The 26,617-nt window shown below is 58.8% G+C and carries 29 protein-coding genes; 20 read left to right on the top strand and 9 right to left on the bottom strand.

The features are described from left to right. Positions 1–11: 11 nt before the first annotated feature. Positions 12–851, top strand: a complete 840-nt coding sequence (locus ACXWTF_RS07565) for a peptidylprolyl isomerase (RefSeq protein WP_461714393.1) — start codon at positions 12–14, stop codon at positions 849–851. A gap of 1 nt (position 852) precedes the next feature. Next, positions 853–1,728 (top strand): 1-aminocyclopropane-1-carboxylate deaminase, encoded by an 876-nt coding sequence (locus ACXWTF_RS07560; protein WP_461714392.1) that lies wholly within the window; start codon positions 853–855, stop codon positions 1,726–1,728. On the opposite strand, the gene fbaA is transcribed toward ACXWTF_RS07560, so the two are convergent. Further along, entirely contained in the window at positions 1,725–2,804 is a 1,080-nt protein-coding gene (fbaA, locus tag ACXWTF_RS07555; protein ID WP_461714391.1) for a class II fructose-bisphosphate aldolase, read from the bottom strand. The two genes, ACXWTF_RS07560 and fbaA, sit on opposite strands and share 4 nt — an antisense overlap. A 102-nt stretch (positions 2,805–2,906) precedes the next feature. Between fbaA and ACXWTF_RS07550 the strand changes: the two genes are divergently transcribed. The 6 genes from ACXWTF_RS07550 to ACXWTF_RS07525 all read left to right on the top strand — a co-directional run bounded on the left by ACXWTF_RS07550 (position 2,907) and on the right by ACXWTF_RS07525 (position 8,322). Next, entirely contained in the window at positions 2,907–3,833 is a 927-nt protein-coding gene (locus ACXWTF_RS07550; protein WP_461714390.1) for a 5'-nucleotidase, read from the top strand. 2 nt (positions 3,834–3,835) lie between these two features. Then, positions 3,836–4,621 (top strand): LOG family protein, encoded by a 786-nt coding sequence (locus ACXWTF_RS07545; RefSeq protein WP_461714389.1) that lies wholly within the window; start codon positions 3,836–3,838, stop codon positions 4,619–4,621. A 51-nt stretch (positions 4,622–4,672) separates the two neighbouring features. Then, positions 4,673–5,353 (top strand): response regulator transcription factor, encoded by a 681-nt coding sequence (locus tag ACXWTF_RS07540; RefSeq protein ID WP_461714388.1) that lies wholly within the window; start codon positions 4,673–4,675, stop codon positions 5,351–5,353. Then, positions 5,340–6,608, top strand: a complete 1,269-nt coding sequence (locus ACXWTF_RS07535; RefSeq protein WP_461714387.1) for an ArsS family sensor histidine kinase — start codon at positions 5,340–5,342, stop codon at positions 6,606–6,608. The genes ACXWTF_RS07540 and ACXWTF_RS07535 overlap by 14 nt, the downstream gene beginning before the upstream one ends. A gap of 71 nt (positions 6,609–6,679) precedes the next feature. After that, positions 6,680–7,702: a tRNA 2-thiouridine(34) synthase MnmA gene (gene mnmA, locus ACXWTF_RS07530; RefSeq protein WP_461714386.1), complete on the top strand. Its 1,023-nt coding sequence runs from the start codon at positions 6,680–6,682 to the stop codon at positions 7,700–7,702. A gap of 5 nt (positions 7,703–7,707) precedes the next feature. Beyond that, positions 7,708–8,322, top strand: coding sequence for a GDSL-type esterase/lipase family protein (locus ACXWTF_RS07525; RefSeq protein WP_461714385.1), 615 nt, complete (start codon positions 7,708–7,710; stop codon positions 8,320–8,322). 5 nt (positions 8,323–8,327) lie between these two features. Here the strand turns inward: ACXWTF_RS07525 and ACXWTF_RS07520 are convergent, their stop codons facing one another. The 3 genes from ACXWTF_RS07520 to ACXWTF_RS07510 all read right to left on the bottom strand — a co-directional run bounded on the left by ACXWTF_RS07520 (position 8,328) and on the right by ACXWTF_RS07510 (position 10,274). After that, entirely contained in the window at positions 8,328–8,543 is a 216-nt protein-coding gene (locus tag ACXWTF_RS07520; protein ID WP_461714384.1) for a hypothetical protein, read from the bottom strand. Further along, the gene (locus ACXWTF_RS07515) at positions 8,540–9,424 is read right to left on the bottom strand and encodes an HpcH/HpaI aldolase/citrate lyase family protein (protein ID WP_461714383.1); all 885 of its coding nucleotides are present in this window, start codon (positions 9,422–9,424) and stop codon (positions 8,540–8,542) included. The genes ACXWTF_RS07520 and ACXWTF_RS07515 overlap by 4 nt, the downstream gene beginning before the upstream one ends. 124 nt (positions 9,425–9,548) lie before the next feature. Beyond that, positions 9,549–10,274 (bottom strand): tetratricopeptide repeat protein, encoded by a 726-nt coding sequence (locus ACXWTF_RS07510; RefSeq protein ID WP_461714382.1) that lies wholly within the window; start codon positions 10,272–10,274, stop codon positions 9,549–9,551. Positions 10,275–10,330: 56 nt separating this feature from the next. Between ACXWTF_RS07510 and ACXWTF_RS07505 the strand changes: the two genes are divergently transcribed. Further along, positions 10,331–10,537: a hypothetical protein gene (locus tag ACXWTF_RS07505; protein ID WP_461714381.1), complete on the top strand. Its 207-nt coding sequence runs from the start codon at positions 10,331–10,333 to the stop codon at positions 10,535–10,537. Between the two features lie 121 nt (positions 10,538–10,658). Here ACXWTF_RS07505 and ACXWTF_RS07500 read toward each other — a convergent pair whose 3' ends face one another. Beyond that, a complete protein-coding gene (locus tag ACXWTF_RS07500; RefSeq protein ID WP_461714380.1) occupies positions 10,659–11,252 on the bottom strand; it encodes an MBL fold metallo-hydrolase in 594 nt (197 codons plus the stop codon). Between the two features lie 25 nt (positions 11,253–11,277). On the opposite strand from ACXWTF_RS07500, the gene ACXWTF_RS07495 reads away from it, so the two are divergent. Then, complete coding sequence (locus ACXWTF_RS07495) at positions 11,278–12,093, top strand: ferritin-like domain-containing protein (protein WP_461714379.1); 816 nt, start codon at positions 11,278–11,280, stop codon at positions 12,091–12,093. 165 nt (positions 12,094–12,258) lie between these two features. On the opposite strand, the gene ACXWTF_RS07490 is transcribed toward ACXWTF_RS07495, so the two are convergent. After that, complete coding sequence (locus tag ACXWTF_RS07490) at positions 12,259–12,915, bottom strand: OB-fold nucleic acid binding domain-containing protein (RefSeq protein WP_461714378.1); 657 nt, start codon at positions 12,913–12,915, stop codon at positions 12,259–12,261. 212 nt (positions 12,916–13,127) lie between these two features. On the opposite strand from ACXWTF_RS07490, the gene ACXWTF_RS07485 reads away from it, so the two are divergent. Genes ACXWTF_RS07485 through ACXWTF_RS07460 form a run of 6 tightly spaced genes read left to right on the top strand, consistent with a single transcriptional unit; the run spans position 13,128 to position 17,899 of the window. Next, a complete protein-coding gene (locus ACXWTF_RS07485; RefSeq protein WP_461714377.1) occupies positions 13,128–13,928 on the top strand; it encodes an NAD+ synthase in 801 nt (266 codons plus the stop codon). A gap of 9 nt (positions 13,929–13,937) precedes the next feature. Next, positions 13,938–15,056 carry a DegT/DnrJ/EryC1/StrS family aminotransferase gene (locus ACXWTF_RS07480; RefSeq protein ID WP_461714376.1) on the top strand — a complete coding sequence of 373 codons (1,119 nt, stop codon included), beginning with the start codon at positions 13,938–13,940 and terminating at the stop codon, positions 15,054–15,056. Beyond that, positions 15,053–15,976 carry a tetraacyldisaccharide 4'-kinase gene (locus tag ACXWTF_RS07475; protein ID WP_461714375.1) on the top strand — a complete coding sequence of 308 codons (924 nt, stop codon included), beginning with the start codon at positions 15,053–15,055 and terminating at the stop codon, positions 15,974–15,976. Before ACXWTF_RS07480 ends, ACXWTF_RS07475 begins: the two co-directional genes overlap by 4 nt. After that, positions 15,960–16,811, top strand: coding sequence for an acetylglutamate kinase (gene argB, locus ACXWTF_RS07470; RefSeq protein ID WP_461714374.1), 852 nt, complete (start codon positions 15,960–15,962; stop codon positions 16,809–16,811). Before ACXWTF_RS07475 ends, argB begins: the two co-directional genes overlap by 17 nt. Before the next feature lie 16 nt (positions 16,812–16,827). Continuing rightward, positions 16,828–17,190, top strand: a complete 363-nt coding sequence (locus ACXWTF_RS07465; protein ID WP_461714373.1) for a CidA/LrgA family protein — start codon at positions 16,828–16,830, stop codon at positions 17,188–17,190. Beyond that, on the top strand, positions 17,180–17,899 hold the full coding sequence (locus tag ACXWTF_RS07460) for an LrgB family protein (RefSeq protein WP_461714372.1): 720 nt from the start codon (positions 17,180–17,182) through the stop codon (positions 17,897–17,899). Before ACXWTF_RS07465 ends, ACXWTF_RS07460 begins: the two co-directional genes overlap by 11 nt. Here ACXWTF_RS07460 and ACXWTF_RS07455 read toward each other — a convergent pair whose 3' ends face one another. Next, entirely contained in the window at positions 17,900–18,637 is a 738-nt protein-coding gene (locus ACXWTF_RS07455; protein WP_461714371.1) for a methyltransferase family protein, read from the bottom strand. A gap of 73 nt (positions 18,638–18,710) precedes the next feature. On the opposite strand from ACXWTF_RS07455, the gene cutA reads away from it, so the two are divergent. From cutA to thrC, 3 genes are all read left to right on the top strand, one after another. Beyond that, complete coding sequence (cutA, locus tag ACXWTF_RS07450; RefSeq protein ID WP_461714370.1) at positions 18,711–19,031, top strand: divalent-cation tolerance protein CutA; 321 nt, start codon at positions 18,711–18,713, stop codon at positions 19,029–19,031. A 71-nt stretch (positions 19,032–19,102) separates the two neighbouring features. After that, entirely contained in the window at positions 19,103–20,545 is a 1,443-nt protein-coding gene (locus ACXWTF_RS07445) for a methylated-DNA--[protein]-cysteine S-methyltransferase (RefSeq protein WP_461714369.1), read from the top strand. A gap of 56 nt (positions 20,546–20,601) precedes the next feature. Then, positions 20,602–22,071 (top strand): threonine synthase, encoded by a 1,470-nt coding sequence (gene thrC / locus ACXWTF_RS07440; protein ID WP_461714579.1) that lies wholly within the window; start codon positions 20,602–20,604, stop codon positions 22,069–22,071. A 9-nt stretch (positions 22,072–22,080) separates the two neighbouring features. Here thrC and ppk2 read toward each other — a convergent pair whose 3' ends face one another. Together ppk2 and ACXWTF_RS07430 are read right to left on the bottom strand one after the other, a co-directional pair. After that, a complete protein-coding gene (ppk2, locus tag ACXWTF_RS07435; RefSeq protein WP_461714368.1) occupies positions 22,081–23,022 on the bottom strand; it encodes a polyphosphate kinase 2 in 942 nt (313 codons plus the stop codon). 103 nt (positions 23,023–23,125) lie between these two features. After that, positions 23,126–25,066 carry a thioredoxin domain-containing protein gene (locus ACXWTF_RS07430; protein WP_461714367.1) on the bottom strand — a complete coding sequence of 647 codons (1,941 nt, stop codon included), beginning with the start codon at positions 25,064–25,066 and terminating at the stop codon, positions 23,126–23,128. Positions 25,067–25,232: 166 nt separating this feature from the next. Between ACXWTF_RS07430 and ACXWTF_RS07425 the strand changes: the two genes are divergently transcribed. Next, entirely contained in the window at positions 25,233–26,609 is a 1,377-nt protein-coding gene (locus tag ACXWTF_RS07425; RefSeq protein WP_461714366.1) for a TolC family outer membrane protein, read from the top strand. Positions 26,610–26,617 lie beyond the last annotated feature (8 nt).

Raw genomic sequence — 26,617 nt, 5'->3', positions numbered from 1 at the left:
AAGGTGAATGAATGAAGCTTATCGTCAAATCATTGATGGCGGCGGCGCTGATCAGCGTAAGCGCCTCTGCGGCAGTGTTGGCAACGGTCAACGGTAAAACGATCACATCAGAGGAAGTGAACGCGGTCCTGATGGAAGGAACGCAGGGACGTTTTACCACACTGCCTAAAGAGAAACAGGACGAACTTCAAAAGCGCGTCGTCGAGGGCCTCGTGATGCAGGAACTCGTTTACGAAGCCGCGAAGAAAGAGGGTGTCCTCACATCCGCAAAATACAAAAAAGAGTATGACGATATCGTCGCGCGCATTGAGAAGCAGCTTGCGGCGAAAGTCTGGCAGGAGAACCTCCTCGAGGGCATCAAGGTGAGTGACAAAGAGATCAAAGCCTACTATGACGGCCACGGCGACGAGTTCGAGCAGAAAGAGAAAGTCCATGCCCGCCACATCCTCGTGAAAACGGAAGATGAAGCGAAGAAGATCATCGGCGGGATGAAAAGCCTCAAAGGCGATAAGCTCAAAGCGAAGTTCATCGAAGAGGCCAAGGCCAAATCGACAGGCCCGAGCGGTCCGAAGGGCGGTGACCTCGGCTTCTTCCAGCAGGGTCAGATGGTACCGGAGTTCAACGACGCCGTCTTCAGCATGAAGGTCGGAACGATCACGCCGGCACCGGTCAAAACCCAGTTCGGTTACCACATCATCTATCTCGAAGAGAAGCAGGCCGGCAAGAAAGCGACCCTCGACGAAGCGAAACCGTTCATCGAGCAGCGCCTGAAGCAGGAGCAGTTCCAAAAAGAGATGGAAGCGAAAACCAAAGCGCTCAAAGACGCAGCTAAAATCACCTACAGCAAATAATTTGCACCTCTCTCCCGCACCGTTCGAGCCCTTCCGGTTTGAAGGGCGGGAGTTTACCCTCAAACGCGACGACCTGATCCACCCCCTTTTCAGCGGCAACAAATACCGTAAACTCTACGCACTATTGCAGACCCCCGCAGACGCTATCGATACCCTTGTCTCCTACGGCGGCATCCAGTCCAACGCCATGCTCTCCATCGCGGCACTCTGCGGCCTGAAAGGGTGGGGATTCGTGTACACCGCGAAAACGGTGCCGCAGCACCTCAAAGACGATCCGCAGGGGAACTACCGGCAGGCCCTGGCACTGGGGATGCAGCCGCGGGAAGTGCACCCGAGCGAGTACGATGCGGCCGTGGCGGCGCTGAAAGCGCGCTGCGGCGCGGCGGAACGTGTACGGCTGATCCCCCAGGGCGGGGCCGACCCGGCGGCGGAAGCGGGTGTGTCTCTCCTGGCCGACGAGATCCGGGCATGGAAAGCGGCGCGGGGCATCGAACGCCTCAATGTCGTGACACCTTCGGGCACGGGGACGACGGCGGCCTACCTGGCCAAAGCTTTGCCCGAATGCCTTGTAGTGACGGTCGCGGCCGTCGGGGACCCGGTCTACCTGCAGCGGCAGATCGAAGCGCTGATGCCGCTGCCGCCGAACCTGATGATGCTCTCCACGCCCTACCGATTCGGCAGCCTGCATGACGACCTGCTGCAGACGTATGAAAAACTGCGATCAGCGGGCGTGGAATTCGACCTGGTCTATGCCCCGGTGATGTGGCTGGCGTTGACGGAAGTGTGGGAGGATCTTGAGGGGGAAGTGCTGTACGTGCACTCGGGCGGGGTCAGCGGCAACGAGACGATGCTCGCGCGCTATGCGCGGCGCCGTTAGTTGCGGTTCATGGCGTTGAGGTCGGCAAAAGCCTGCTCGACACGTGCGACGAGGCTCTCCTGGCCGGCGCGGAGCCATTTGCGCGGGTCGTAGTACTTCTTGTTCGGCTTGTCTTCGCCCTCGGGGTTGCCGATCTGTCCCTGCAGGTAGTCGTGGTACTTTTCGACATAGCCTCTGACGCCGTCCCAGGTCGCCCACTGCGTATCGGTATCGATGTTCATCTTGATGACACCGTAGCCGAGCGCCTCGGTGATCTCTTCGGGGGCGGAACCGGAACCGCCGTGGAAGACGAAGTTGACCGGTTTGTCGGCCGTACCGAACTTCTCGGCGATGTATTTCTGGGAGTTGTCGAGGATCTTCGGCGTCAGCACGACGTTGCCCGGTTTGTAGACGCCGTGGACGTTCCCGAAGGAGGCCGCGACGGTAAAGCGCGGGCTGATCTTGCTGAGGGTCTCATAGGCGTAGGCGACGTCTTCGGGCTGGGTATAGAGCAGGGCGTTGTCGATGTTGGTGTTGTCGACACCGTCCTCTTCACCGCCGGTCACGCCCAGTTCGATCTCGATGGTCATCCCGATCTTGTCCATGCGCGCCAGGTATTCGGCACAGGTGGCGATGTTCTCTTCAAGGCTCTCTTCGGAGAGGTCGAGCATGTGGGAGCTGAACAGCGGCTTGCCCGTGCGGTCGAAGTGCGCTTCGCCCGCGTCGAGCAGGGCGTCGATCCACGGCAGGAGCTTGCGCGCGGCGTGGTCGGTGTGCAGGATGACCGGTACACCGTAAAGCTCGGCCATCATGTGCACGTGCTGCGCCCCGCTGATCGTCCCGGCGATGGCGGCTTTTTCGCCGTCGTTGGAGAGGGCTTTGCCCGCATAGAACTGGCCGCCGCCGTTGGAGAACTGGATGATGACGGGGGAGTTGACCTTCGCCGCCGCTTCCAGGACGCCGTTAATGGACTCCGTGTTGACGACGTTGACCGCCGGAAGGGCGAATTCGCCCGCTTTCGCCGCGGCGAATACCTTCTGGACGTCATCTCCGAAGAGGACGCCGGGTTTGACCAGATCGAGAATACCTTGTGCCATAAAAAGATCCTTGGGACAGAAAATTTCTAATGCGGATTATAGCGCTTTTCGCTATGATAACCGTTAAATACGTGCGTAAATATTACGCGGAGGTTGCAGGCAATGGCATTTGATCTCTCTTCGGTCCTGGTAATCGGTATCTCCTCGCGGGCGCTCTTCGACCTCGAGGCTTCCAACCGCGTTTTCGAAGAGGAGGGGCTGGAGGCGTACCGCGCCTACCAGTTCGAACATGAGAAGGTCCCGCTCGAAAAGGGGACGGCGTTCCCCCTGGTGGAGGCCCTGCTGCGCCTCAACGTCAAGGCGGGCAAGCAGGTCGTCGAGGTGATCGTCATGTCGCGCAACTCCCCCGATACGGGACTGCGGGTCTTCAACTCCATCAGCCACTACGGACTGCCGATCACGCGGGCGGCCTTCAGCGGCGGCACTTCGCTCTCGCCCTACCTGAACTCCTTCAAGGTCGACCTCTTCCTCTCCAAGTCCGAAGAGGATGTCCAGCAGGCGGTGGACGGCGGGGTGGCCGCCGCCGCACTCTATGCGCCGCCGCAAAAGGCCGGGCACCGTGACGACCAGATCCGTATCGCCTTTGATGCCGACGCGGTCCTCTTCTCCGAAGCGAGCGAACTGATCTACAAGCGCGACGGCATCGAGGCGTTCTGGGCCCATGAGAAAGCCCATGCGGACGAGCCTTTGGAAGCGGGACCTTTTGCAAAGCTGCTGATCACCCTCTCGTACCTGCAGCGCCACTTCGCCCCGGAGCCGTCACCGGTGCGCATCGCCATCGTCACGGCGCGCAACTCACCCGCCCATGAACGGGTCATCCAGACCCTGCGGCGCTGGGGTGTACATGTTGACGAGGCCTTTTTCCTGGGCGGTCTGGGCAAAGAGGAGATCCTTGAAGCGTACGGGGCCCACATCTTCTTTGACGACCAGGAGGTCCACCTCGACGGCGCGTCGCGGGTGGTGCCGTCGGGCAAGGTGCCCTACAAGAGCGATTCGCCGATCCGCACGCTCATATCCGAGGAGAAGTAGCCATGGCCAAAGAGCAGAAGATAGAGCAGCGCTATGTCAAGGATATCAAGTCCTCCGACGTCTGGTCGGTATTCAAGATCCTGGCCGACTTTGTCAAAGGGTTTGACGAACTGGGCGACCTCGGCCCGGCCGTGACGATTTTCGGCAGTGCCCGCGTCGACGAAACGCACCCCTGGTATGCCAAGACCGTGGAGCTCTCCGGCAAACTGGCCGCCTCGGGCTTCAACGTGATCAGCGGCGGCGGCCCGGGTATTATGGAAGCCGCCAACCGCGGGGCTTACAACTACCGCGAAGCCGGGGTCGAATCGGTGGGCCTCAACATCGATCTCCCGATGGAGCAGCGTCCCAACCCCTATACGACCAAGGAGGAGAACTTCGACTACTTCTTCTCCCGGAAGGTGATGCTCGTCAAATACTCCACGGCCTACGTCATCATGCCCGGCGGGTTCGGCACCCTCGACGAGCTTTTCGAGGCATTGACGCTGATTCAGACCAAGAAGGTCGACGGGGTGTGCGTCTTTTTGATGGGGGAGGCCTTTTATGCCCCGTTGCTGGCGTTTATGCGGAGTTCGCTCCTGGCGGAGGGGATGATCGACGAGGAGGACCTGGCGAAGCTGACGCTGACCGACGACGTGGATCTGGTCGTCCGCGAGATCCGCGAGTCGCTCGATGTGCAGCTGGGGTCGCTCCGCGCGAGCGGCCTGGCCGATACGCCGTATTACAAGAAACTGCAGCAGTTCTTCGAGGAGCGCGGTTTCGGGGAGGACCACGATCCGGCGGAACGTTAATGAAGCGTTTTTGATGAGGGGGTATGCTGGATGTCACTGAAAGGATGGCCCGTGGACGCGACCCGCTTGCTACTGATCGAAGACGATGTCCAGATGGCGGAACTGCTGGGGCGTTTTCTGCGCCAGGAGGGGATGACGGTCGAACACGTGACGCGCCCCTCCCGGGCGATGAAAGCATTGGAAGCGGAACCGTTTGACCTCGTAGTGCTCGACCTCTCCCTGCCGGAGATGGACGGGCTGATGCTCTGCCGCAAGATCCGCGAACACTCCGATGTGCCCATTATTATCTCCAGCGCGCGTACAGATCTTGATGACAAGTTGACGGGGCTGGAGAACGGGGCCGACGACTACCTGCCCAAACCCTACGACCCCCGCGAGCTGATGGCGCGGATCAAGACCGTACTGCGGCGGCGGGGACGGAGCGAGGCGGAGGCGGAGGAGACGCCGAGCCGTTTCCGCATTGATGAGGAGGGGACGCTGATCTATTTCGACGGCGTGCCCCTGAAACTGACCCTGGCGGAGTACGAGATCCTGAAGCTGATGCTGAAACACCCCAACCGCACCATCTCCCGCGCCGATATCGCCAACAGCATCGAGTCGCACCGTTTTGACAGCGGGGTCGAGAGCATCAACATCCTTGTCGGGCGCATCCGTAAAAAACTTGACCCGGAGCATTTTGACACCTTCATTCAGACCGTACGCGGCATAGGGTACCGGTTTGACGAACATTAACCCCCGTTCGATCATCTTCGCCGCCCGCCTGGTCGGCGCTATCACCGCCTTGCTGCTGATCGCGGCGACCCTGATGGCGCTCTACCTCTCCATCCAGCTCGACAAACGTAACGAGATCCAGCGTGCCGTCATGCTCTACGACCTGCTCTTCATGACCAAGCCGACGCCTGAAGTGTTTGAGCGTTACCTCAAAGAGCATCAGCTCACGCCTGTCGGCGGGGAGGTCATGAAACGCATCCGCGAAGAGGGAAAACCCTTTATCGAGGACCCGCTGCTGCGGCGTACCTTCCAGTCGGGGAACATCGAGATCTTCGTCTATGAGATGCACTGCTACTACGCCTACAAGATGCACGACATGTATTACTACCGCAGCGACAAGGAGATGACACCCTACATGCTCTATATCCTTGTCGCCGCCGGGCTCGTCCTGGTGACGGTGATATTGCTCTACCGCTATATGTCGGGCTCTATCGAACCGCTGCAGAACCTGCACCGGCAGATCCTCCGCTTCGCCGACGGGGAGAAGGGGATCGATACGAAGGTCGTGGGGAGCGACGAGGTGGCGCAGGTGGCCAACGCCTTCCATGACAGTGTCCAGAAGATCGAGGCGCTGCAGCGGAGCCGCTCGCTTTTCCTGCGCAACGTCATGCATGAGCTCAAAACCCCGATCAGCAAGGGGAAGCTGCTGGCGCACCTGCTGGAGATCAACCCGAAGGACAAAGCGATCCTCGAAGCGCTCTTCGAACAGATGCAGGGGCACCTGAACGACCTGGCGCGGGTGGAGTCGCTGACGGCCCGCCACCTGCAGCTCGACATCCGCTCCTATGCCTGTATCGACGTTCTGGACCAGGCGATCGACCTGCTGGACGTACCGCGTTCGGAGTTGGAGGTCGCCGTCGGCAATGAGAAGATCATGGTGGACTTCGATCTCTTCGCCTATGCGCTTAAAAACCTGATCGACAACGCGGTGAAGTATGCCTCGCAACGGCCGGTCACCATCGCCTTCTCGGATAACTGCCTTCGTATTGCCAATGCCGGGGAGCCGTTCAAGGAGGAGTACACCCACTATCTCAAGGCGTACCAGCGCGACTTCTCCCAACACTCTTTGGAGGGGATGGGGCTGGGGCTTTACATCGTCAACGAGATCGTGACGCGCCACGGCTATGCGCTGCGCTACGCGTACGAAGCGGGGCAGCACGTCTTCAAGATCTGTTTTGCCAATACTTCCATGGGGAATCCGTTGCCTGAAACGTAGCGTTTGGGAAGAAAATATTAGGTTTAATTATCACGATGTTGTTACAATTGCGAAAAAATGCTGGAAGGGTAATGGAAAAGAAAAAAGTGCTTATCGGGATGAGCGGCGGGGTCGACTCGACGGTGACGACGATGCTGCTCAAAGAACAGGGCTACGAGGTCGAAGGGGTGTACATGAAGCTGCACTCGAAACCGGGATACCATGAGATCCACCAGGCCCGCGCCCAGAAAGCCGCGGATTTCGCCGGAGTGAAGCTGCATGTCCTCGATCTGCAGAAAGAGTTCAACCAGAACGTCTTCACCCCCTTTGTCGAAACCTACAAGGCAGGCCGTACTCCCAACCCCTGCGCCCTGTGCAACCGGACGATGAAGTTCGGCGCCCTGGCGGAATTCGCCGACGAGGTCGGCGCGGACTACCTGGCAACGGGGCACTACATCAAGACCGACGGCCAGTTCCTCTACCAGGCGGAGGACGATACCAAAGACCAGAGCTATTTTCTCTTCTATGTCGACAAAAAGATCGTGCCGCGCCTCATCTTCCCGCTGGGCGAGCGCAAAAAGACGGATATCAAGGCCTATGCCGCCTCCGTGCAGGGGCTGGAGTCCTTCGCGTCGCAGGCGGAGTCGAGCGAGATCTGTTTCGTCGAGACGACCTACGCGGATGTCCTCAAGGATTACGTGAACATCGACCAGCCCGGCGAGGTGCTCGACAGTGAGGGCAACGTCGTCGGGGAGCACAAAGGGTATATGCACTACACCATCGGCAAACGCAAAGGGTTCACCGTCCACGGCGCGCATGAACCGCACTTCGTCCTCGAGATCAGGCCCGAGACGAACCAGATCGTCGTCGGCAAGAAAGAGGACCTGGAGATATGGGACGTCACCATCGGCAACATCAACCTCTTCGACGAGCGCAGCGAATTCGATACGACGGTGAAGCTGCGCTACCGCACCAAAGCCGTGCCGTGCCACGTCAAGATCGAAGGGGAAAAGGCTCAGATCAAGCTGCAGGAACCTGTACTCGGCGTCGCCGCCGGACAGGCGGCCGTCTTCTATGACGGCGACAAGCTGATCGGCGGGGGCTGGATCGAGTAGGGCTGATGCTCAAAGCTTTCGCCTTTCTTCTTCTGCTGCTACTGGCCGTCATTACCTTCATGAAATCCGCTCCGCACGTGCCGCACCTGCAAGACGGGGACGCCATTTTGGCCCTGGGCGACAGCATCACCTACGGATACGGTGCGCAAGCGCATGAAAGTTACCCCGCGGTGCTGCAGTCACTGACCGGTTTCATGGTAATCAATGCCGGGGTCAACGGCGAGACCTCGGAAGAGGGGCTCGCCCGCCTCCCCCACCTGCTCGAAGATGAGAGCATCCGGCTGATGCTGCTCTGTCTGGGCGGGAATGACATTCTGCAGCAGCGTTCGAAGATCCGCCTGAAAGCAAACCTCAAGCGCATCGTCCAGATGGCAAAAGCAAAGAGGATCGACGTTATCTTGATCGGGGTTCCGACGTTCGGGGTTTTCGGTATGAAGTCGCTGCCGCTGTATAAGGAGATCGCCGGGGAGGAGGGCATACCCTATATGCCGTCACTGCTGCCCGATGTCCTGGGAGACAGGGCGCTCAGAGCAGACTATGTGCATCCCAATGCAGAGGGTTACCGTATGCTCGCTGAAGGAATCGCGGAACGCCTGCGCTCCCTGGGGTATGTCGAATAGCCCTTTTACCCCATCTCATTCATGATCTTGATGACGAGCTCCCGTTCGTCTTCAAGGATGCGCAACGGAATGCCGTAACGGCGTGAGAGGCGCTCTTTCTGTCCTTCGGACGTTCCGCCGAGGGGAATACGGTAGGTCGTGTAGTTCTCGCTGTGGGCGACCTGCATATTGAACGAATAGACTTCATCCTGCGTCGGGGCGTTATGGACAAATTTGGTCATGCCTTTACTCCGTAGAGCGCTGCGCGCCGCAGAATCATCCGCGCCCAGGGCAGCTGCGTCGGTTTCTCCACCATCATACCACGAAAGCTTGAAACATTGCATGATGCTGAAACGATGGTTTCTGCCTGTGCCAGTTCCGCCGCATCGACCCGGTAGGCTGCCTCCATGGCATCGATCTGGGAAGGATGGATGATGGTCTTGCCGAACAGGCCCTGCCTCAAATCCGCTTCCAGCTCCCGGGCAAATCCTTCTTGATCTTTGAAACATTTGTAGACGCCGCCGCAGAGGCTGAAACCGCGGGGCTTGAAGACGGTAATGAGCGTGGCGATGACCTGCGACGGGGCGATAAGCTCGTAAAGCGGCGTCTCGCAGTCACGGACCATCCCCAGTTGCCGCAGCATATCCTCGAGCCCGAAACGCAGCGTCGGGATCCGCGCCCGGTAAGGTAGAAGCCGGTCGGCAAGGGTATGGAGCTTTACCTGGGAAAAGAGGTCGTCACCTTCGATGGAGGGCATGAAGGCGAATGTGTTGTCGTCCAGAAGCGCCAGCCATGCATCGGCGTTATCGCTGCCGAATTTCGGCAGGACGAACCCGTCGATACGTTCGATTCCCTCCATACGAAGCAGCGCGGCGAGCATCTCCGGAGAGGCCGGTCGGATGAATCGGAGCAGTGATGTATCGGCAAGTTGCGGCAGCAGGGTTTGTAGACGCAGAAGGGCCGTGTCGCGCGCATCCGCGTCGATGCCGTCTTCGAGGTCGATGACGCAGCTGCGCAACCGCGGGTATTTCTTGCCGCCCAGCACGGCGGCGAGGCCGGCATGTGTCGCCGGGACGAAGAGGGTCCCGCCCAGTTCGGCGGGGTGGATGGGGTCAGTTCGCATGGAGCCGGTGGGTGACGTTGCGCCGCCCGGACGTGATCGTCATGAGCATCACTGTTTTTTTCATTACGATCTCCTTTTCGTTATCACTATGCTACCGCAAACTGCCGTATGAAAAAATGAAAAATCAGAGCCCCGCCTGCTTCAATTTGTTGTAGTATTTGCAGCCGAGCGTAGAGCCGCCGTCGCACGCCTTGCCGTACAGCAGCGCCGCTGCCGCATCATTGCGCTTGGTGCCTTCACCGAGCGCAAACATGTTTCCGAGGTTGTAGCACCCGCTGGCGCTGCCGTTGTCGCAGGCTTTTTTGAAGTACCTGACCGCCGCGGCCGCATCGCGCTTCACGCCCTTGCCGGAACTGTACAGGTTACCGGCATTCGTACAGCCATGGGCATTCCCGGCGTTACAGGATGCCTCGAAGTATGTGGCGGCCTGGGCATGGTCCTGCGCCGTACCGCGCCCGTCGCTGAGCATATTGCCGAGGTTAAAGCATCCTGCAGTTTCGCCGGCGTCACATGCCTGTTGGAAAAGCGTGACAGCCCTGGATTCATTTTTGGCTATACCGCGGCCGTGTTCGTACATGCGGCCGAGGTTGGTGCACCCCAGGGCACTCCCCGCGTCGCAGGCTTTCTTGTAGTAACCGGCGGCATTGGCATAATCCTGTCCAATGCCCTGGCCGTTGTAGGACATGATCCCGAGGTTGTAGCAGGCGGTTGCTTCGCCGAGATTGCAGGCTTTTTCCCACTGGATGGCGGCTTTGCGGAAATTACCCTTGTCGTATGCAAACTGACCTTCGTTGAAAGCGTCGCCGAACATCGGCACGGTGGCCAGCAGCATTAGGATGGTTTTTTTCATGTTTTGGATCCTTTGGATAGTGATTAAAGTATGTGAATGAGGCAATGAGCCGCCGCATGGTAGCGAAGCAGGCTTTATCCTCTCTTTGCTCCTGTTTTAGGGGCCTTTCAGGGCCTGAATTGTCAGTTTGGAGCGCTCAATCAGCAGAGAATTTCACAGGAAACGGCATGGTTTGCCTCTTGATCACGGACGATCCCGGCAGCAAAGAAAATGAGTTGAATTTGATGAATGGCGGCTTGAGCCGTTGCGGCAAGCAGCCGTGAGCTCTGCGCGGACAGGGGAGTGCATATTGTCTGTGTAGGCGGAGGGTCTAAAAAGGGAAGAATCAGTCGGGTAGTTACGGATGATTGACAGGTAGGGGAGAACCTGCCGCGTCAAAAAGGCTCAGATCGCTTTGAGCCAGTAGGGGACGTTGCGCTGCTCGGCCTTGATCGTTGTCGGGCCGCCGTGGCCGGGATAGACCTTCTTGTCATAGTCGATCTGCAAAAACTTCTGCAGGCTCTTTTTCATGTCGGCGGGCGAAGAGTAGGGGAAGTCGACCCGTCCGATGGAGTTTTGGAAGATGAAATCCCCGCTGAAGACGGCGTCGCCGATCTCGATCATGGAGCAGCCGGGGCAGTGGCCGGGGAAATGGCGGAAGGTCACTTCGATACCGCCGATCTCGAAGGTCTGGTCCCCCTCGACCTCGACGTCGGGGTAGGAGGGCGGAAGGTCGGGCATCCAGCCGCTTTTTTGCAGCAGCATGACGTCGCCTTTCGGGGTATACAGGGGGATGTCGAACTGTTCTTTGAGCTCCTGGTTGCTCCAGACGTGGTCGAAATGGCCGTGGGTGTTGAGGATGGCCACGGGGTTCGTGACGTTGGCCTTGACCCACTCCACGGCGCCGACGCCGGGATCGATGATGATGTCGCTGCCGTTCTCCGTGACGATGTAACAGTTGGTCTGGTAGGGCCCCATGGGCTTTTTCTTGATCTGCATACGCTTTCCTTTGGTAGAATTATACATGCAATTTCACACCACCCTACAATCGATCATCCAGACCGCGGAACCGGCGGCAAAACTGGCGGCGTTCCGTACCTTCTATGCCGCGTACCGGGCGGGGGAAACCGTCTTTGAATCGGCATTTACACCGCTGCTGTTCGATGAACCCTCCTTCGCCTCCGTCTGCGAGATCGTCCCGCCGCAGGATGTTCCCAAACGCAAAAGCCCCGTCAACGACGAGGGAAAGATCCTGCTGCTGCACGCCATCACCCACATTGAATACAGCGCGATCGACCTGGCCCTGGACCACGCCTACCGCTTCACGGGAATGCCGAAAGGCTTTTATGACGACTGGCTCGAGGTGGCCGATGACGAGTGCCGCCATTTCGAGATGCTCCATACGCTGCTCGAAGCGCTCGGCAGCCGCTACGGCACCCTTCCGGTACATGCGGGGCTTTTTGAAGCGGGCCAGAAAACGCAGACCCTGCTCGAACGCATGGCGGTGGTGCCGCGCTATTTCGAGGCGAACGGTCTCGATGCGACGCCGCAGATCCTGGAGAAACTGGCATCGATCAAGAACGACCCCATGATCGGCCGGATCGTTGCTGCGCTGAAGGTGATCCTGGAAGAGGAGGTGGAGCATGTCCGCAAGGGGGACCGCTGGTTCGATTTCGCCTGCGAAGCGGCGGGAGCGGAAAAGTCGGTCTATTTTGACATCGTCGAGCAGTGCTGTCCGGGCAGCTATCCGCGGCAGAAATACCTCAATGTCGATGCCCGCAAAGCGGCAGGGTTCAGCTGCAGTGAACTCAACCGTATGAGTATGGAAAAGCTCTGTTGACGAAAGAAAGTTAATTTGTTACAATAGGGTTACATAAAGGTAACAAAAGGGGAACAAATGGATTACGCTTTCTTCGCGCAGACCCAGACCGTCGTCGCTGTAGCGGCACTGGTCATTTTCGGCGCCTCGGTGCTGATTCGCTCCGGAGGCGTAAAAGAGCGCTGATCAGCGCTCTTTGGCAAACGTACTCTCTTCAATAATGACCGGGTAGAAGTAACCGTACCCGAAATCCTTATCCGTCTCTACTTTTCCCGTCGCAATCACAATGTCACCCTCTTGAATATTCGCAACACTGTCGGCCGTGAACACGAGGTCGTCCGTCATCGTATCGCCGGTCCCGTCTTCGAGGTGAACCCAGTTGCGCTTCATGATCTGCCGCGAGATCTTCGTCACCTTGCCGCGCACTTTGATCTGTTTGCCTTTGAGGTTTTGGCGCTGGGCAAAGACCTCTGCGATGCTGTAGCCGCCTTTTGCTTTTTTCAGGACCGCCTTCGGTGCGTTCTGGGGCTGGACACGTTCGGCGGCTGCCGCCGACCCGGGTGCCATGGAGGCGAAAAGGATTTTGTCAAAGGTGCGGTCGAGGGCACGGCTTTTGAAGTTGGGCATCCACATCTGTTCGCTGAAAGAGACGTTGTCGCCCACCTTCACCTTCGTCGCCGTTACCGCGACCCAGTATGCCTCTTTACCTTCACTGACTTTCATATAGGTGTAGCCGCCGGCATCCATCGTCTCAACGACACGGGCGGTGTGCTGCACCGGCGCATTGGGGCCGGCTGCCCAGAGGCCGCAAACGGCCACTATAAGAAAGAGTAATGTCTTCATTCGGGTTCTCCTCGGTTTGTTCGGTATCCGCATCTTAGCAGACCCTTGTACAATGAACGGAAATGTGTGGAAAAATATGTGCTGAATTATAAAAATTATCGTTTGCGAAGGAAAATTTGATATAATTTTGATTGTTAAGGCTTCTCTAAAATAATACTCTGATACCATGGAGAAAGGGGAAGCGGAAAAATACAATTTCAGAGGAACATCAGATGGGTAAATACGCATTGATTACCGATTTTTTGACGAAGTTCCTCATCGATGAAGTCGAAAAAACCGGGTTGAAGCATGTGGTCGTGGGGCTGAGCGGCGGGATCGATTCCGCCGTGGTCGCCGTCCTGGCCCACCGCGCCTTCGGGGAGCGGCTGCTCTGCGTTAAAATGCCGTCGCACTACTCCTCGCAAAGCAGCCTCGATGACGCTGACGAGCTCTGTGAACGCTTCGGCATCCGCGCGGAGACCCACAGCATCGCACCGATGCTCAAAGCGTACGAGCACGAGGCGATGGACAATCTCAGGGTCGGAAACTTTTCGGCACGGATGCGGATGGCGACGCTCTTTGACATCTCGGCGCGCGAGAGCGCCCTGGTGCTGGGCACGAGCAACAAGAGCGAACTGATGCTGGGGTACGGGACCCTTTTCGGGGACCTTGCCAGCGCGGTGAACCCCATCGGGGACCTTTACAAGACGGAGGTCTTTGAACTGGCGGCGCACCTGGAGGTGCCGCAGAGCATCATCGGCAAACCCCCTTCGGCGGATCTTTGGGCGGGGCAGAGCGACGAAGCGGAGCTGGGGTACAGCTATGCGCAGATCGACGCCGTTCTGCGCCGCTACGTCGAGGAGCGCGCCAGCAAAGCGGAACTGATCGAAGAGGGGTGTGACGCCGCGCTGGTGGAGCTGATCCTGACACGGATCTACCGCAACCAGTTCAAGCGTAAAATGCCCGTCATCGCGAAACTGACGTCGCGGACGATCAACCATGATTTTAACTATCCGCGTGATATCACTTTATAGGAGAAGAGGATGAAAGTACCGTTTTACCGGCCGGAAATAGGACCGAAAGAACGTAACAAGGTCGAGCAGGTACTGCAGGGCGATGCCGAATTCGCCGTGGAGGATCTCGAAGCGAATTTTGAGAACTATATCGGCTGCGGTTATGCCTTGGCGACCTCACACGGCACGGCGGCGCTGCATCTGGCGATGCTGGCCATCGACCTCAAGCGCGGAGACAAGGTGCTCTGTTCCGTCAACGCCTTCCCGGCCGTGCCGGAAGTCGTGCGCCACTTTGACGCCGAGCCGATCTTCATCGATGTCAACGAGTGGACGATGAACATGGATATCGACAAACTCGAACGCTACCTCGAAGCCAACAGTGCCAAGAAGCTCAAGGCGGTCATCGTCTCGCATATCGGCGGGCAGCCGATGGACCTCGACCGGCTTTATAACATCGCCAAGATCTACAACGTGAAGATCGTTGAAGACGCTTCGGACGCCCTCGGCGCGACCTACAAAGGAAAGAAGATCGGCTCGACGGGGGCGGACATCACCTGTTTCAGCTTCAGCCCCCACATGAAGCAGACGATCAGCAACGGCGGAATGCTCGTCACCGACGATGCCGAGATGATGGAGCGCGCGACCCTGCTGCGCAACCACGCGATGGTACGTGACGAAGAGGGACTGAGCTACATCTACGACGTCGTCGATATCGGGAGCAAGTATACGATGAGCCCGATCGAGGCCGCCTTCAACGATGCTTTCATCTCCCACCAGGACAAGGTGATCGCCCGCCAGAAAGAGGTGGCGGCGCGCTACAGCGAACGCCTCAAAGGGGTCTACCACATCACCCCGCCGGAGGTCCACGGGGATCACGCCTTCAGCAACTACATCATCAAGATCGACAAGAACCGCGACGGGTTCGCCCGCGATCTTCTGGCCAAAGGGATCGAGACGGGGCTGCACTACATTCCGCTGCACCTGATGGCGTACTATAAGAACAAATACAACCTGCGCATCAACGATTTCCCGATCGCCCTGCGCAATTACCAACAGGTGCTCTCCCTGCCGATCTACGGCTCCATCACGGACAAAGAGGTCGATTACATCTGCGACGCCGTCATCGAACTCGCGAAAACCCGCGTGTGAAACCCCGCCTCGTCGCCTGGGGGGAGCGCTTCTTCTACGCTCCCTCTCTTTTCCAGCGTCTGCTCTCCTACACGCTCTGGCCTCTGGGCGTGCTCTACTGCTTTATCATGCACCGCCGCTATCAAAACAGCGTACCGCGTCACCAGGGGATCCCCGTCGTCAGCATCGGGAACCTGACTGTCGGCGGGAGCGGAAAGACCCCCTTGACGGTGGCGCTGGCGCAGCGCCAGGCGAAGCCCGCCGTCGTGCTGCGCGGCTACGGGCGCCAAAGCAGCGGGCTGCAGGTCGTCTCCGACGGCCAAAGCGTTCTTTGCGATGTCGCGTGCAGCGGCGACGAGGCGATGCTCTACGCCCTGCAGCTTCCCAACGCCGTGGTCATCGTCAGCGAGGAGCGCGAAGCGGGCATTGCCAAAGCCAAACAGATGGGATGCGGCTGCGTCTTCCTCGACGACGGCTACGGCAAGCACTTTATCGCGAAGTACGACATCGTCATTGACGTCACGCCCGCCAACAGCTTCTGCCTCCCCGCCGGTCCTTTCCGCGAACGGCTCTGGGCGGGGAAAAACGTACGCCTCGTGCGGGAGGGGAAGGATTTCACGCGCCGCGTCACCATCAGGGACGCGGTGCCGAAGATGGCGCTGGTCACCGCCATCGCCCGGCCCGAGCGGCTGGACCCCTATCTGCCCGACGTTGTCGCCAAAGCGACCTTTCCCGACCACCACTTCTTCACGCGTGACGAACTGGCCGCCATCCTCGGGCAGAGCGGGGCGGAGGCTTTGCTCGTTACTTATAAAGATTACGTTAAAATTCGCCACTTTGAACTGCCGCTGGCATTGATGGAGCTTCACCTGGAGCTCGACGATGCGCTGGCCGCAGACGTGGAACACTACATCAGGACATACGATGAAAACAAAGATTGATACCGTCAAGACCCTCCTCGAGGCACTGCCGTTCATCAAGGAGTTCGGAAACCAGATCGTCGTCATCAAGTACGGGGGGGCGGCGCAGACCTCTGAAACGCTCAAGGCGAAATTCGCCAAAGACGTGCTGCTGATGTATCTTGTCGGTATACGTCCGGTCATCGTCCACGGCGGGGGGCCGCGTATCAACGAGATGCTCTCCAAGCTGGAGATCCCCACCGAGTTCATCGACGGGCAGCGTGTCACGACCCCCGAGATCATGCGGATCGTGGAGATGGTACTGTGCGGCGAGGTCAACAACGAGATCGTGGCCCTGCTGAATTCCCACGGGGCGCGCGCTTTCGGCGTTAACGGCAAGGATGCCCAATTCATCACGGCCCAGCCCAAAGATGCGGGAAAATGGGGACTGACGGGGTTGATCGACCATGTCAACGCCGACGTTATCCACCGCCTGATCGACGAGAAGTTCATCCCGGTCATCGCCCCGATCGCTTCAGACAAAGAGACGGGCCATCCGGGCTACAACATCAACGCCGACCTGGCGGCCTCCAAGATCGCCGGGGCGATCGGGGCGAAAAAGGTCGTCTTTATGACCGACACCCCGGGTGTCCTTGATGGCGAGGGCAAACTGCTCTCATCGCTGACCGAAGCGAAAGTGGAGGAGCTTAAAGGCGACAAAACGATCCACGGCGGTATGGTGCCGAAGGTCGACGCCTGTATCGAGGCGATCGAACGCGGTGTCCAGAAAGCCCACATCATCGACGGCCGGATCGAACACGCCATTTTGCTCGAACTCTTTACCGAAGAGGGTATCGGCACGCAGATCACCCTTTAGGCATCAAGGCGATACGGTGCTCAACGGCATGGCGCTTCTGCTCTTTTGCCAGCTCTGCGGCGAGGCGCTGGTGCGGCTCTCCGGCTGGCCGCTTCCCGGTCCCGTGCTCGGGATGCTGCTGCTTTTCCTCTGGCTCCGCTACCGGGGCCGTTCCACCCACGATCTTGATCTGACCGCTGACGGACTGCTCAAATACCTTGCACTTTTGTTCGTTCCCGCCGGGGTAGGGGTGATGGTCTACTTTGACGCCCTGGGCGGCACCTGGCTGAAGCTGGGGGTGACGCTGCTTGCCAGCGCCGTGATCACGCTGGTGGTGACGGGGTGGACGATGCAGTGGCTGCTGCGGCGCCAGAAAACGGAGCGGCGAGATGGCGTTTGACAGCTTCTGGGTCTACCTTGCCGCTTCGCCGCTGTGGTGGCTGACGCTGACCATCCTCGTCTACCTGGCTGCACAGAAACTCTTTCTCAAAAGCGGCAGCATGGCACTGCTGAACCCCGTGGCCGTCTCCATCGTCGCTTTGATCGTTCTGCTGGAGCTGAGCCGGACCTCCTACGACGCCTACTTCGCCGGGGCGCAGTTCCTGCACTTTCTGCTGGGACCCGCGACGGTGGCGCTTGCCGTACCGCTGTTCCGGCAGATGGCCCGTCTGCGCGCCATCTGGTTCCCCGTGACGGTCTCCCTTGCCGTCGGTGTACTCGTCGGGGCCTTCAGCGCCGTGGCCATCGGGTATGCCCTGGGGCTTGACCGTGAAACGCTGCTCTCCCTGGCGCCGAAATCGGTGACGACCCCGGTGGCCATGGGAATAAGCGAGGTACTCGGCGGCATCCCGGCCATGACGGCGGCCTTCGTTGTCTTCACGGGCATTACGGGGGCGGTGATCGGACTGCGTATCCTGAAAGCGGCGGGGGTGACCGATGAGAGTGCAGTCGGCGTGGCGATGGGGGTGACGGCCCACGGCGTCGGGACGGCGCGTGCCTTTGAAGCCCACCCGGTCAGCGGTGCATTCGCCGGCCTTGCCATGGCGCTCGCCGCATTCCTGACGGCCCTGCTGCTGCCGCCCGTGTTCGAATGGATGGGATGGCTCTGATCAGGGGCGTTTTTTTCCAAAGGGTAAAAGCATAGGCACCTCTTCGCGGTAACGGCGGTAGGCGCTGCCCAGCGTCTTGACAAGATCCTTCTCTTCGTACATCAAGCCGATAAGAATATAGAGCGTCATGCCCGAAGCAAAGAGCAGGTGTCCGGTGCTCATCACCGGCGTGGCCCAGAGGCCGATGACGGTGCCGGTCTGGATGGGATGGCGCACATACTTGTAGAACCCTTTTTTCTGAAAACGTACTTCGGGTTCCGGGATTCCCCGCAGGGCGCGGTACCCCTGGTGCAGCCCGAAGAGCTCGAAGTGGTCGATCTGGAAGGTCGCGACAAAGGCCATGCTCCATCCCAGGAGATAGAGCAGCGTTGCCGTCCAGAAGAGCGGCCCGGTTTCAAAGGCGTATACGGTGCTTGTCATCGGCTGCCACAGCAGGATGATCAACAGCAGGCAGAGTGCCGAGAGGACGGTATAGGTTGAGGTGCGAAACGCGACGGGCAGGGTGCCGAAAAGTGCCTGCTTGACGGCGGGACGGGCCATCACGGAGTGCTGCAGGCCGAAAAGCGCGATGAGCGCCAGGTTGATAAGCAGGGCAAAGCTGCCGCTGCCGCCGCTGCCGCTGTCGATGGTGAGCGGCATGAACGACCAGGGGTAGACCCATAGGATCAGCAGCGAGACGGAGACCATCGCCGACAGGTAGGCGAAGAGGGCGTAAAGAAAAAGAAGAATCTGTTGCATAATGTATTATATTTTATGATAGCTGTTCTTTTTCTGCGCAACCCGCCGGATGGATAAGCGCTATAATGAAGTCATGAAAACCGAATCGCTAATCGTTTACTGTACCTGCCCCGATTCACTCAGCGCCAAAGACATTGCCGAAGCCCTGGTGAAAGAGCAGCTTTGTGCCTGCGTCAACCGTCTTCCTGCCGTGATGTCGCACTACATCTTCAAGGGTGAATACTGCGAAGACGAAGAGGTGCTGCTCATTATCAAGACGACCGCCGAGGCCTTCGGGCGGCTCAAGGCACGCGTAGAGACGCTGCACCCCTACGACGTCCCCGAGATCATCGCTGCCCCCATCGTCGCCGGAAACGACAGCTACCTGTCGTGGCTGCAGACGAGTGTGAAATGACCTTGATCGTTGCATCGGCAACGGCAGGCTAGGTGCGGGTCGTGGCCACACTGAATGCTCCCGGTGTCTATGTGGAAGAAACATCGATGGCAGGGCGTCCCATTGAAGGCGTAGCCACCGCGACGGCGGGGTTCGTCGGGGTTGCAGCACTGCCAAACGAATACGGCACAGCCGTGTTGATGACATCGTGGCGGGCATTTACGGATACTTTTGGACGCAGCAGTGACGACGCACCCTATCTTGCGCCGGCCGTTCAGAGTTATTTTGCCAACGGCGGGCAGCGCTGCTATGTCGTCAATATTGTAGATGCTAATAACTTTCGCTCCGGGTTGGCGGCCTTGGAGCGCGTCGATGACGTGGGCATAGTCTGTATTCCCGGTGCAACCGGCGCGGAAGTGCAGTCGGCATTGATCGCCCACTGCGAAGCGGCGGGCGGCAGGTTCTGCATCCTCGACAGTCACGAGGGTGCGGACGTTGCGGCGGTGAGGGAGCAGAAGCGCCGTCTCGTGTCGGAGAAGGGGATCGGTGCACTCTATTATCCGTGGATGGTGATGGGCGTTGAAACGACTGATAGTGACGGGAACACTGTTACGGAAACACAGCTTGTGCCGCCCAGTGGCGCCGTCGCGGGGCTCTATGCCAGAAGCGACAGGGAACGCGGCGTCTTCAAGGCACCGGCGAATGCGGTCGTCGGCGGCGCTGTTGCTTTGGAAAGGGATGTTTCTCAGAACGAACAGGCGCTGCTGAACCCGGAGGGGATCAACTGCATCCGCAGTTTTCCCGGCCGGGGTATCCTGGTATGGGGCGCACGGACCGTCGCCCCACCGGGTTCGGTGTGGACATACGTCAATGTCCGCCGCTTTCTGCTCTACCTGGAGGCGTCCATTGATAGAGGGACCCAATGGGCTGTCTTTGAACCCAACGACAAACCGCTATGGTCACAAATAGAAGCGTCCGTTACCAACTTTCTGTACATGGAGTGGCGGAAAGGGGCATTGACGGGTGCAAAAACCGAGGAAGCCTTTTTTGTCCGGTGCGACCGGACGACGATGACACAGGATGATATTGATAACGGGCTACTGATGCTGCAGGTCGGTGTCGCGCCGGTAAAGCCGGCCGAGTTCGTCGTGTTCCGGATCGGCCAGTGGACGGCCGACAGGGGCGATGCGGCGACGATGCGGCAGACGGGAGACGTTTCCCGGCAGGGTACTCCTTTTCAACGCGCGGTCTGGGAGGCACTGAAGCGTATCCCGGAAGGGAAGGTGACGACCTACGGGGACCTGGCGGCCTACCTGGGCACGAAGGCGGTCCGTGCGGTCGGAACGGCCGTGGGCAGGAACCCCTATGCGCCGGAGACTCCCTGTCACCGCGTCGTCCGCAGCGACGGCCGGATCGGCAGCTATTCGGGCGAGGGCGGGGTCAAACGCAAGATCGCCCTGCTGGCAGCCGAGGGGCTCCGTGTGCGCAGGGGAAGGGTCGTTGATTTTGACGAACACCGTTACCGTTTCGTTTAGGGCACCTCTAACTCCCGCTTCGCTATAATTGCGAAAATTTTTTCAAAGCGAAGATGATGCAGTTTATCGAGACACGTGGAAATGACGGATCCCATCCTTTAAAAGTAACCTTCTCCCAGGCGATTTTGAGTCCGATCGCCTCTTTCGGCGGCCTGTACGTCCCCGAAGCGCTGCCGGAGCTGGGCGAGGCCTTCCTGCAGAAGCACCTGGACAGCAGTTACAAGACGATGGCAAAGGATATGCTCACGCGTTTCGGGATCGACATCGACGAGGCGGTCATCGACGAGGCGCTCGCGCTTTACGACGCTTTTGACGACCCCTCCAACCCCGTCCCGGTCGTCAAGGTCAAAGAGGACCTCTATGTCAGCGAACTCTACCACGGGCCGACCCGCGCCTTTAAAGACATGGCGCTGCAGCCCTTCGGCGTCGTGCTCTCTTCCATCGCGCAGGCCAGAAACGAGAACTACCTGATCCTCGCGGCGACCAGCGGCGATACGGGTCCGGCGGCACTGGAAACCTTCAAAAACCGCGCCAACGTCAAGGTCGCGTGTATGTACCCCGACGGCGGTACCAGTGACGTCCAGCGCCTGCAGATGGTCACCGAAGATGCGGAAAACCTCAAAGTGATCGGTATCAAGGGGAGCTTCGACGATGCCCAGGGCGCGCTCAAACGCCTGCTCGGTTCCGACACCTTCAAGGCGGCGCTGAAGGAGAAGAACACCTCCCTCTCCGCGGCAAACTCCGTCAACTTCGGCCGGATCATCTTCCAGATCATCTACCACATCCACAGCTACCTCGAACTGGTGCGCCAGGGTGCGATCACGATGGGTGAGAAGGTCTACCTGGACGTGCCGAGCGGGAACTTCGGCAACGCCCTGGGCGGCTACTACGCCATGAAGATGGGGCTGCCGGTCGAGAAGATCATCATCGCCTCCAACGAAAACAACGTCCTGACACGCCTCATCACGACCGGCAAGTACGATCTGCGTGACGCCCACGTTGTCGCGACGACCTCCCCGGCGATGGACATCCTCAAATCTTCCAACGTCGAGCGCATCCTCTACGACCTCTTCGGCGAAGCGCGCACAAAGGCGCTGATGGAGCAGCTTGACAACGAGCACTTCTACGAGCTCTGCACGATGGAACTCTCCAAGCTGCAGGAGTTCTTCGCGGCGGATTTCGCAACGGGCGACGAGGGCAAGCAGTTCATCAAGATCGCGCTGGAGAACGGCTACCTGATGGACCCGCATACGGCGACCTGTTTCAAAGCCTACGAGAGCTGTGCGACGAAGGAGCTCAAAACCATCGCCTACTCCACGGCGGAGTGGACGAAGTTCTCCCCGACGATCGCCAATGCGCTCACCGGCGAGATCGATACGCACGACATCGACGCCCTGAATGCCATCGCCGCCGAAGCGAAGATCGGTATCCCCGACATGATCAAAGCCCTCTTCGACAAGCCTGTCACCCAGGATACCATCATCGAAAAAGAGCAGATCGAAGCCGAGATCCTGAGCTTTATCTAACGCCTCCGCCTAGGCCTTTTCGGGCTGCAGGGCGACGCTGCTGTCGAATTCGGCGATCATCCTGTCTGCAGAATAGAGCATTTCGCTATCCGTCTGCAACGCTTTCTTACCAATCTTTTCCGGATAATCAATCTGTTTGAGAATATATTTTATGCAGTTGAGGCGCGCTTTTTTCTTTTTGTCCGCGTGAATGATCGTCCAGGGGGCGTGGTCGGTGTGCGAGGCCATAAACATGGAGTATTCGGCGATGGTGTATTTGTCCCACAGATCCTGCGAGCGGAGGTCGATGGGGGAGAGCTTGTAGTGCTTGAGCGGGTTGCGTTCACGCTCCTTGAACCGTTTGGCCTGCTCTTTTTTCGAGACGGAGAAGTAGAATTTGATCACGGTAATGCCGGCATTGACGAGCATCCGCTCGAACTGCGGTACTTCGTGCAGGAACTCCTGGTGCTCCTCCTGGTCACAGAATCCCATGACCGGTTCGACGCCGGCGCGGTTGTACCAGCTGCGGTCGAAGAGGACGATCTCCCCCGCGCTGGGGAGGTGCTCGACATAGCGCTGGAAATACCACTGCGTCTTCTCGACGTCCGAGGGCTTGTTCAATGCCACGACCCGCGCGCCGCGGGGGTTGAGGTGCTCCATGATCCGCTTGATCGTCCCCCCTTTTCCGGCCGCGTCGCGCCCCTCGAAGATGAGGAGCAGTTTCAGCCCCTCCTCTTTGACATGTTTTTGCAGTTTCAGCAGTTCGACCTGCAGGTGCTTCAGCTCATTCTCGTAGTCGATGACACTCTTGCGGATCCATACGGCCACGCGTTTCTTGCCGTTCTTGTTGTGCTCGCGCCGTTCCCGCTCAAAGGCCTCGGCGCTTTCGATCCTGCGGTCGTCATGGATGATCTCTTTGAGGATTTCACCCTTTTCCAGTTCCGTACCCAGCATCTCGTGTTTCGTACCCATACACGCTCCTTTGGCCGATTATAGCATGGTTATGAAGGCGGGGAGATGAGAAAACGCTTATCAAAAGGGCAAAGACGGAGCGGTGCCTTCGCACCGGTCATGCTCATAACACCGAGATCTTTTCCTTAATCGTCGGGGCGATCTCGTCGGCATTCTTGAGCTGTGCGAAACAGCTCTGGACGCCGCAGAGCATGTAAGCATCGTCGTCAGTAGCCTTGACGTGGACGTAGGGGTAGGTGATTGTGGCGAGATTACCCGCGGCGGAAGCCAGCCGTTCGGCGTCGGCTTTGACAACGAGGTCTTCGAAGAGGTAGCGCAGCGCCTGGTTGAAGAGGTAGGGGAAATAGATGGGCGTCTTCGCCAGGCGGGCGGAGTAGTACTCCAGGGTCTTGAAGGCGAAGGTGCGGTACTTCTCCTCGATGAGGATGCCGAGGCTCAGCAGCAGGTCGACCATGACCCCTACGGCGCCGGGGTAGGAGCTGTCGGTCGGGTCGGCGTCGGTGACGAACTCGCCCCTGCTGAAGTACCAGCGCCCGTTGTCGTAGAGGGTCTCCAGTGCACGGTTGGCCATCTGCTGCGCCTGCATGAGGTAGGTTTTGTCGTAGGTCGCCTCGTAGGCCTTGACGAAAGCGGTGCCGAGGTAGGCGTAATCCTCCAGGAACGCGCCGATTTTCGGCGTGCTGTGAATGAGCGCGGTGTGGTAAAGTATCCCGTCCGGCATGAGGAAATCCTGCAGGGCCTTGAGGGCCGTCACCGCTTTTTCGATATAGGTCGGGTCGCTTTTGCCGAGCTCGAAGAGGCCGCGGATCATCATGGCGTTCCAGGAGGTCTGGATCTTGCGGTCGATAAAGGGGTAGTCGCGCTCTTCGCGGAGGCGGAGAAAGACGTCGCGGACGGGGGCGAACCACGCGGGGCGTTCGTCGGGTTCGGAGAGCCAGAGGATATTTTTGCCCTCGAAGTTGCCGCCCGGTGTGACGTGGAGCGTCTCCAGGATCGCATCGGCGTCATTTTCGGCAAAGCCGTCCTCGATCAGTGCCGACTTCGCAACGTCGTACGCCACGATAAAGTAGGTGCCTTCCTCCCCCTCGCTGTCGGCATCGCTGGCGGAGTAGAAGAGGCCGTCTTCCTGCATCTTTGCCGCCATGAAATCGGCGATCTCCATGGCCGTGCGGGTATAGGAGGCATCCTCAAGCATCCGCCCGGCCCGGGCATAGAGCTCGCACAGCAGCCCGTTGTCGTAGGTCATCTTCTCAAAGTGCGGTACGAGCCATTCAGCGTCGACGCTGTAGCGGCAGAACCCGCCGTCAATGAGATCGTACATCCCCCCACGGTGCATCATCGAGAGGGTCTGGGTAACCATCTTCTTGGCGTCGGCATCGTTTTGGAGCAGGACGATGTCAAGCAGAGCGTTCAGTGTCGAGGTGTGTGGAAATTTCGGCTCATGGGAGAAGCCGCCGTTCACACTCTCGAAGTTGTGCAGCGCCTGTTTGACGAAACCGGTGGCCAGGGAGGGCTTCAGGACCGTTGCCTCCTTCGGCCGGTCTTCGGGTTTGAGATAGTTCTGGATCTCGTCGGCGTTCTGAAAGAGCTTTTCATCCCCTTCGGCCACCTTTGTGGCGATGATTTCGGTCAGTTCCGTAAAGCCGAGCATACGCTCCCGGGTGGTCGGGGGGATGTAGGTGCCGGCGTAGAAGGGTTTGTTGTCGGGGGTACAGAAGATGGAGGCGGGCCAGCCGCCTGCACGCCGGTTGAGCAGCTGATGGACCTCCTGGTAATACTTGTCGAGGTCGGGGCGCTCTTCGCGGTCGACCTTGATGCTGATAAAGTGCTCGTTCAGATATGCCGCGATCGTTTCGTCTTCGAACACTTCGTGCTCCATGACATGGCACCAGTGGCAGCTGCTGTAGCCGATGGAGATGAAAATGGGGCGCTTCTCCTCGCGGGCACGGGCAAAAGCTTCGTCGCACCAGGGGTACCAGTCTACGGGGTTGTTCTTGTGTTGCTGCAGGTAGGGGGAGTCTTCATGGGCGAGTCGGTTCGGCATAGTCGGTCCATATATCGTGGGATAAACGAGGCATTATATACAAAGTAGCACTTAATAAAGAAGGTAGATAAAAATTATTACATTATGTTCTTATAAGGCTGAAACGGGCTATAATCTTCTTAAGAACAGTTTCAATGACTGGCAAATCAAGAGTAAAGGATTGAGAATGAAACGTAAAGGTATTTTGGGGATTCTACCTTTCTTATTGGCGACGTCCGGTTACGGGCTGACCGTGGAAGAAGCCTATCGTACGGTGATCGACACCAATCCGGAGGTCCGTCAGCGGATCGAGGACTACCGTGCGGTCGAAGAGGACAAAACAATTGCATTTGCCGACTATCTTCCGGTCGTGGACCTGCAGGGCTCCGTCGGTTACAGGCATGATGAAGGCTCCACGGGGCCGATCGGGCCTGACGTGGACGAAGATGACTACCTGCACACCGAAGCATTTGTCCGGGCGCGCGAAAACCTCTTCCGCGGCTTCTCGACAATGTACGACGTCGCCCAGCAGGATGCGCGGCTGGTCTCTGCGGAGTACGCGCTGATGGAGAAAGTGAGCCAGCTTGGGCTCTCCATGATCGAAAGCTATCTGGGCGTACTGAAACAGAAACAGATTCTGGCCCTGACGCTGGAGAACCGCGATACGCACCAGCGCTACTTTGACATGATCAAAGAGCGTCTCGAGGCGGGAGCGGGTGCGCAGTCGGACATGGAACAGATTTCCGGCCGTCTCGCCCTGGCCGAATCGAACGTCAAGGTCGCCATCAACAACTTTGAGGATGCGCAGACGAACTTCAAGCGTATCTACGGCGAGGCGGTCGACCCGGAAGATATGATGGAAGTCGATATCAACGCGTCGCTGCTGCCGGCGGATATCGCTGCGGCGGAAAAAACGGCGTTGATGCGCTATCCGACCCTGATGGCCAACCGTAAAAGCATCGAGGCGGCGCAGGCGGCCTACCGCCAGGCGGCAGCGCCGTACTACCCGAGCGTAGACCTGGAGGTCAAACAGTCCCATGTCAACAATGACAGGACGGGCGATTATGCGTGGCGTACGAATGCGGGGGATGAGAATGAGTTCAGCGTGCAGCTGATCGCTTCGTGGAACCTCTATAACGGTGGCGCGGATGCCGCCGGGCGTAAAAAAGCGCTCGCATCGGCCTTCAACACCTCTGAAAAGATGATGGAGAACCAGCGTCTCATTTTTGAACGCCTGAACTACTCCTGGGCGGCCAAAACACGGATTGCGGAACAGGTGGCATATCTCGAACAGCACCGCGACTTCACGCAAAGAACTTTGTCGGCCTACAACGAAGAGTTCCGCCTCGGACGCCGTACGCTTCTGGACGTCCTGGATGTCGAGAACGAGTACTACACGTCACGCAAAGCCTACGTGTCCGCACTGTACGATCAGCAGCTTGCAGAGTACCGCGTCATCGAAAACGTCGGTAACCTGCCGCTGGTTGCGGAGGTCAAATCCGAAGAGATCCTGGCCCTGAAACGCGACGCGATGGCGCCGACAGAGGTTCCGGCGTCTGAATAGACGCGCAC

The organism is Thiomicrolovo sp. ZZH C-3 (genome assembly GCF_054862725.1).
This window is presented reverse-complemented; position numbering and strand designations above follow the sequence as displayed.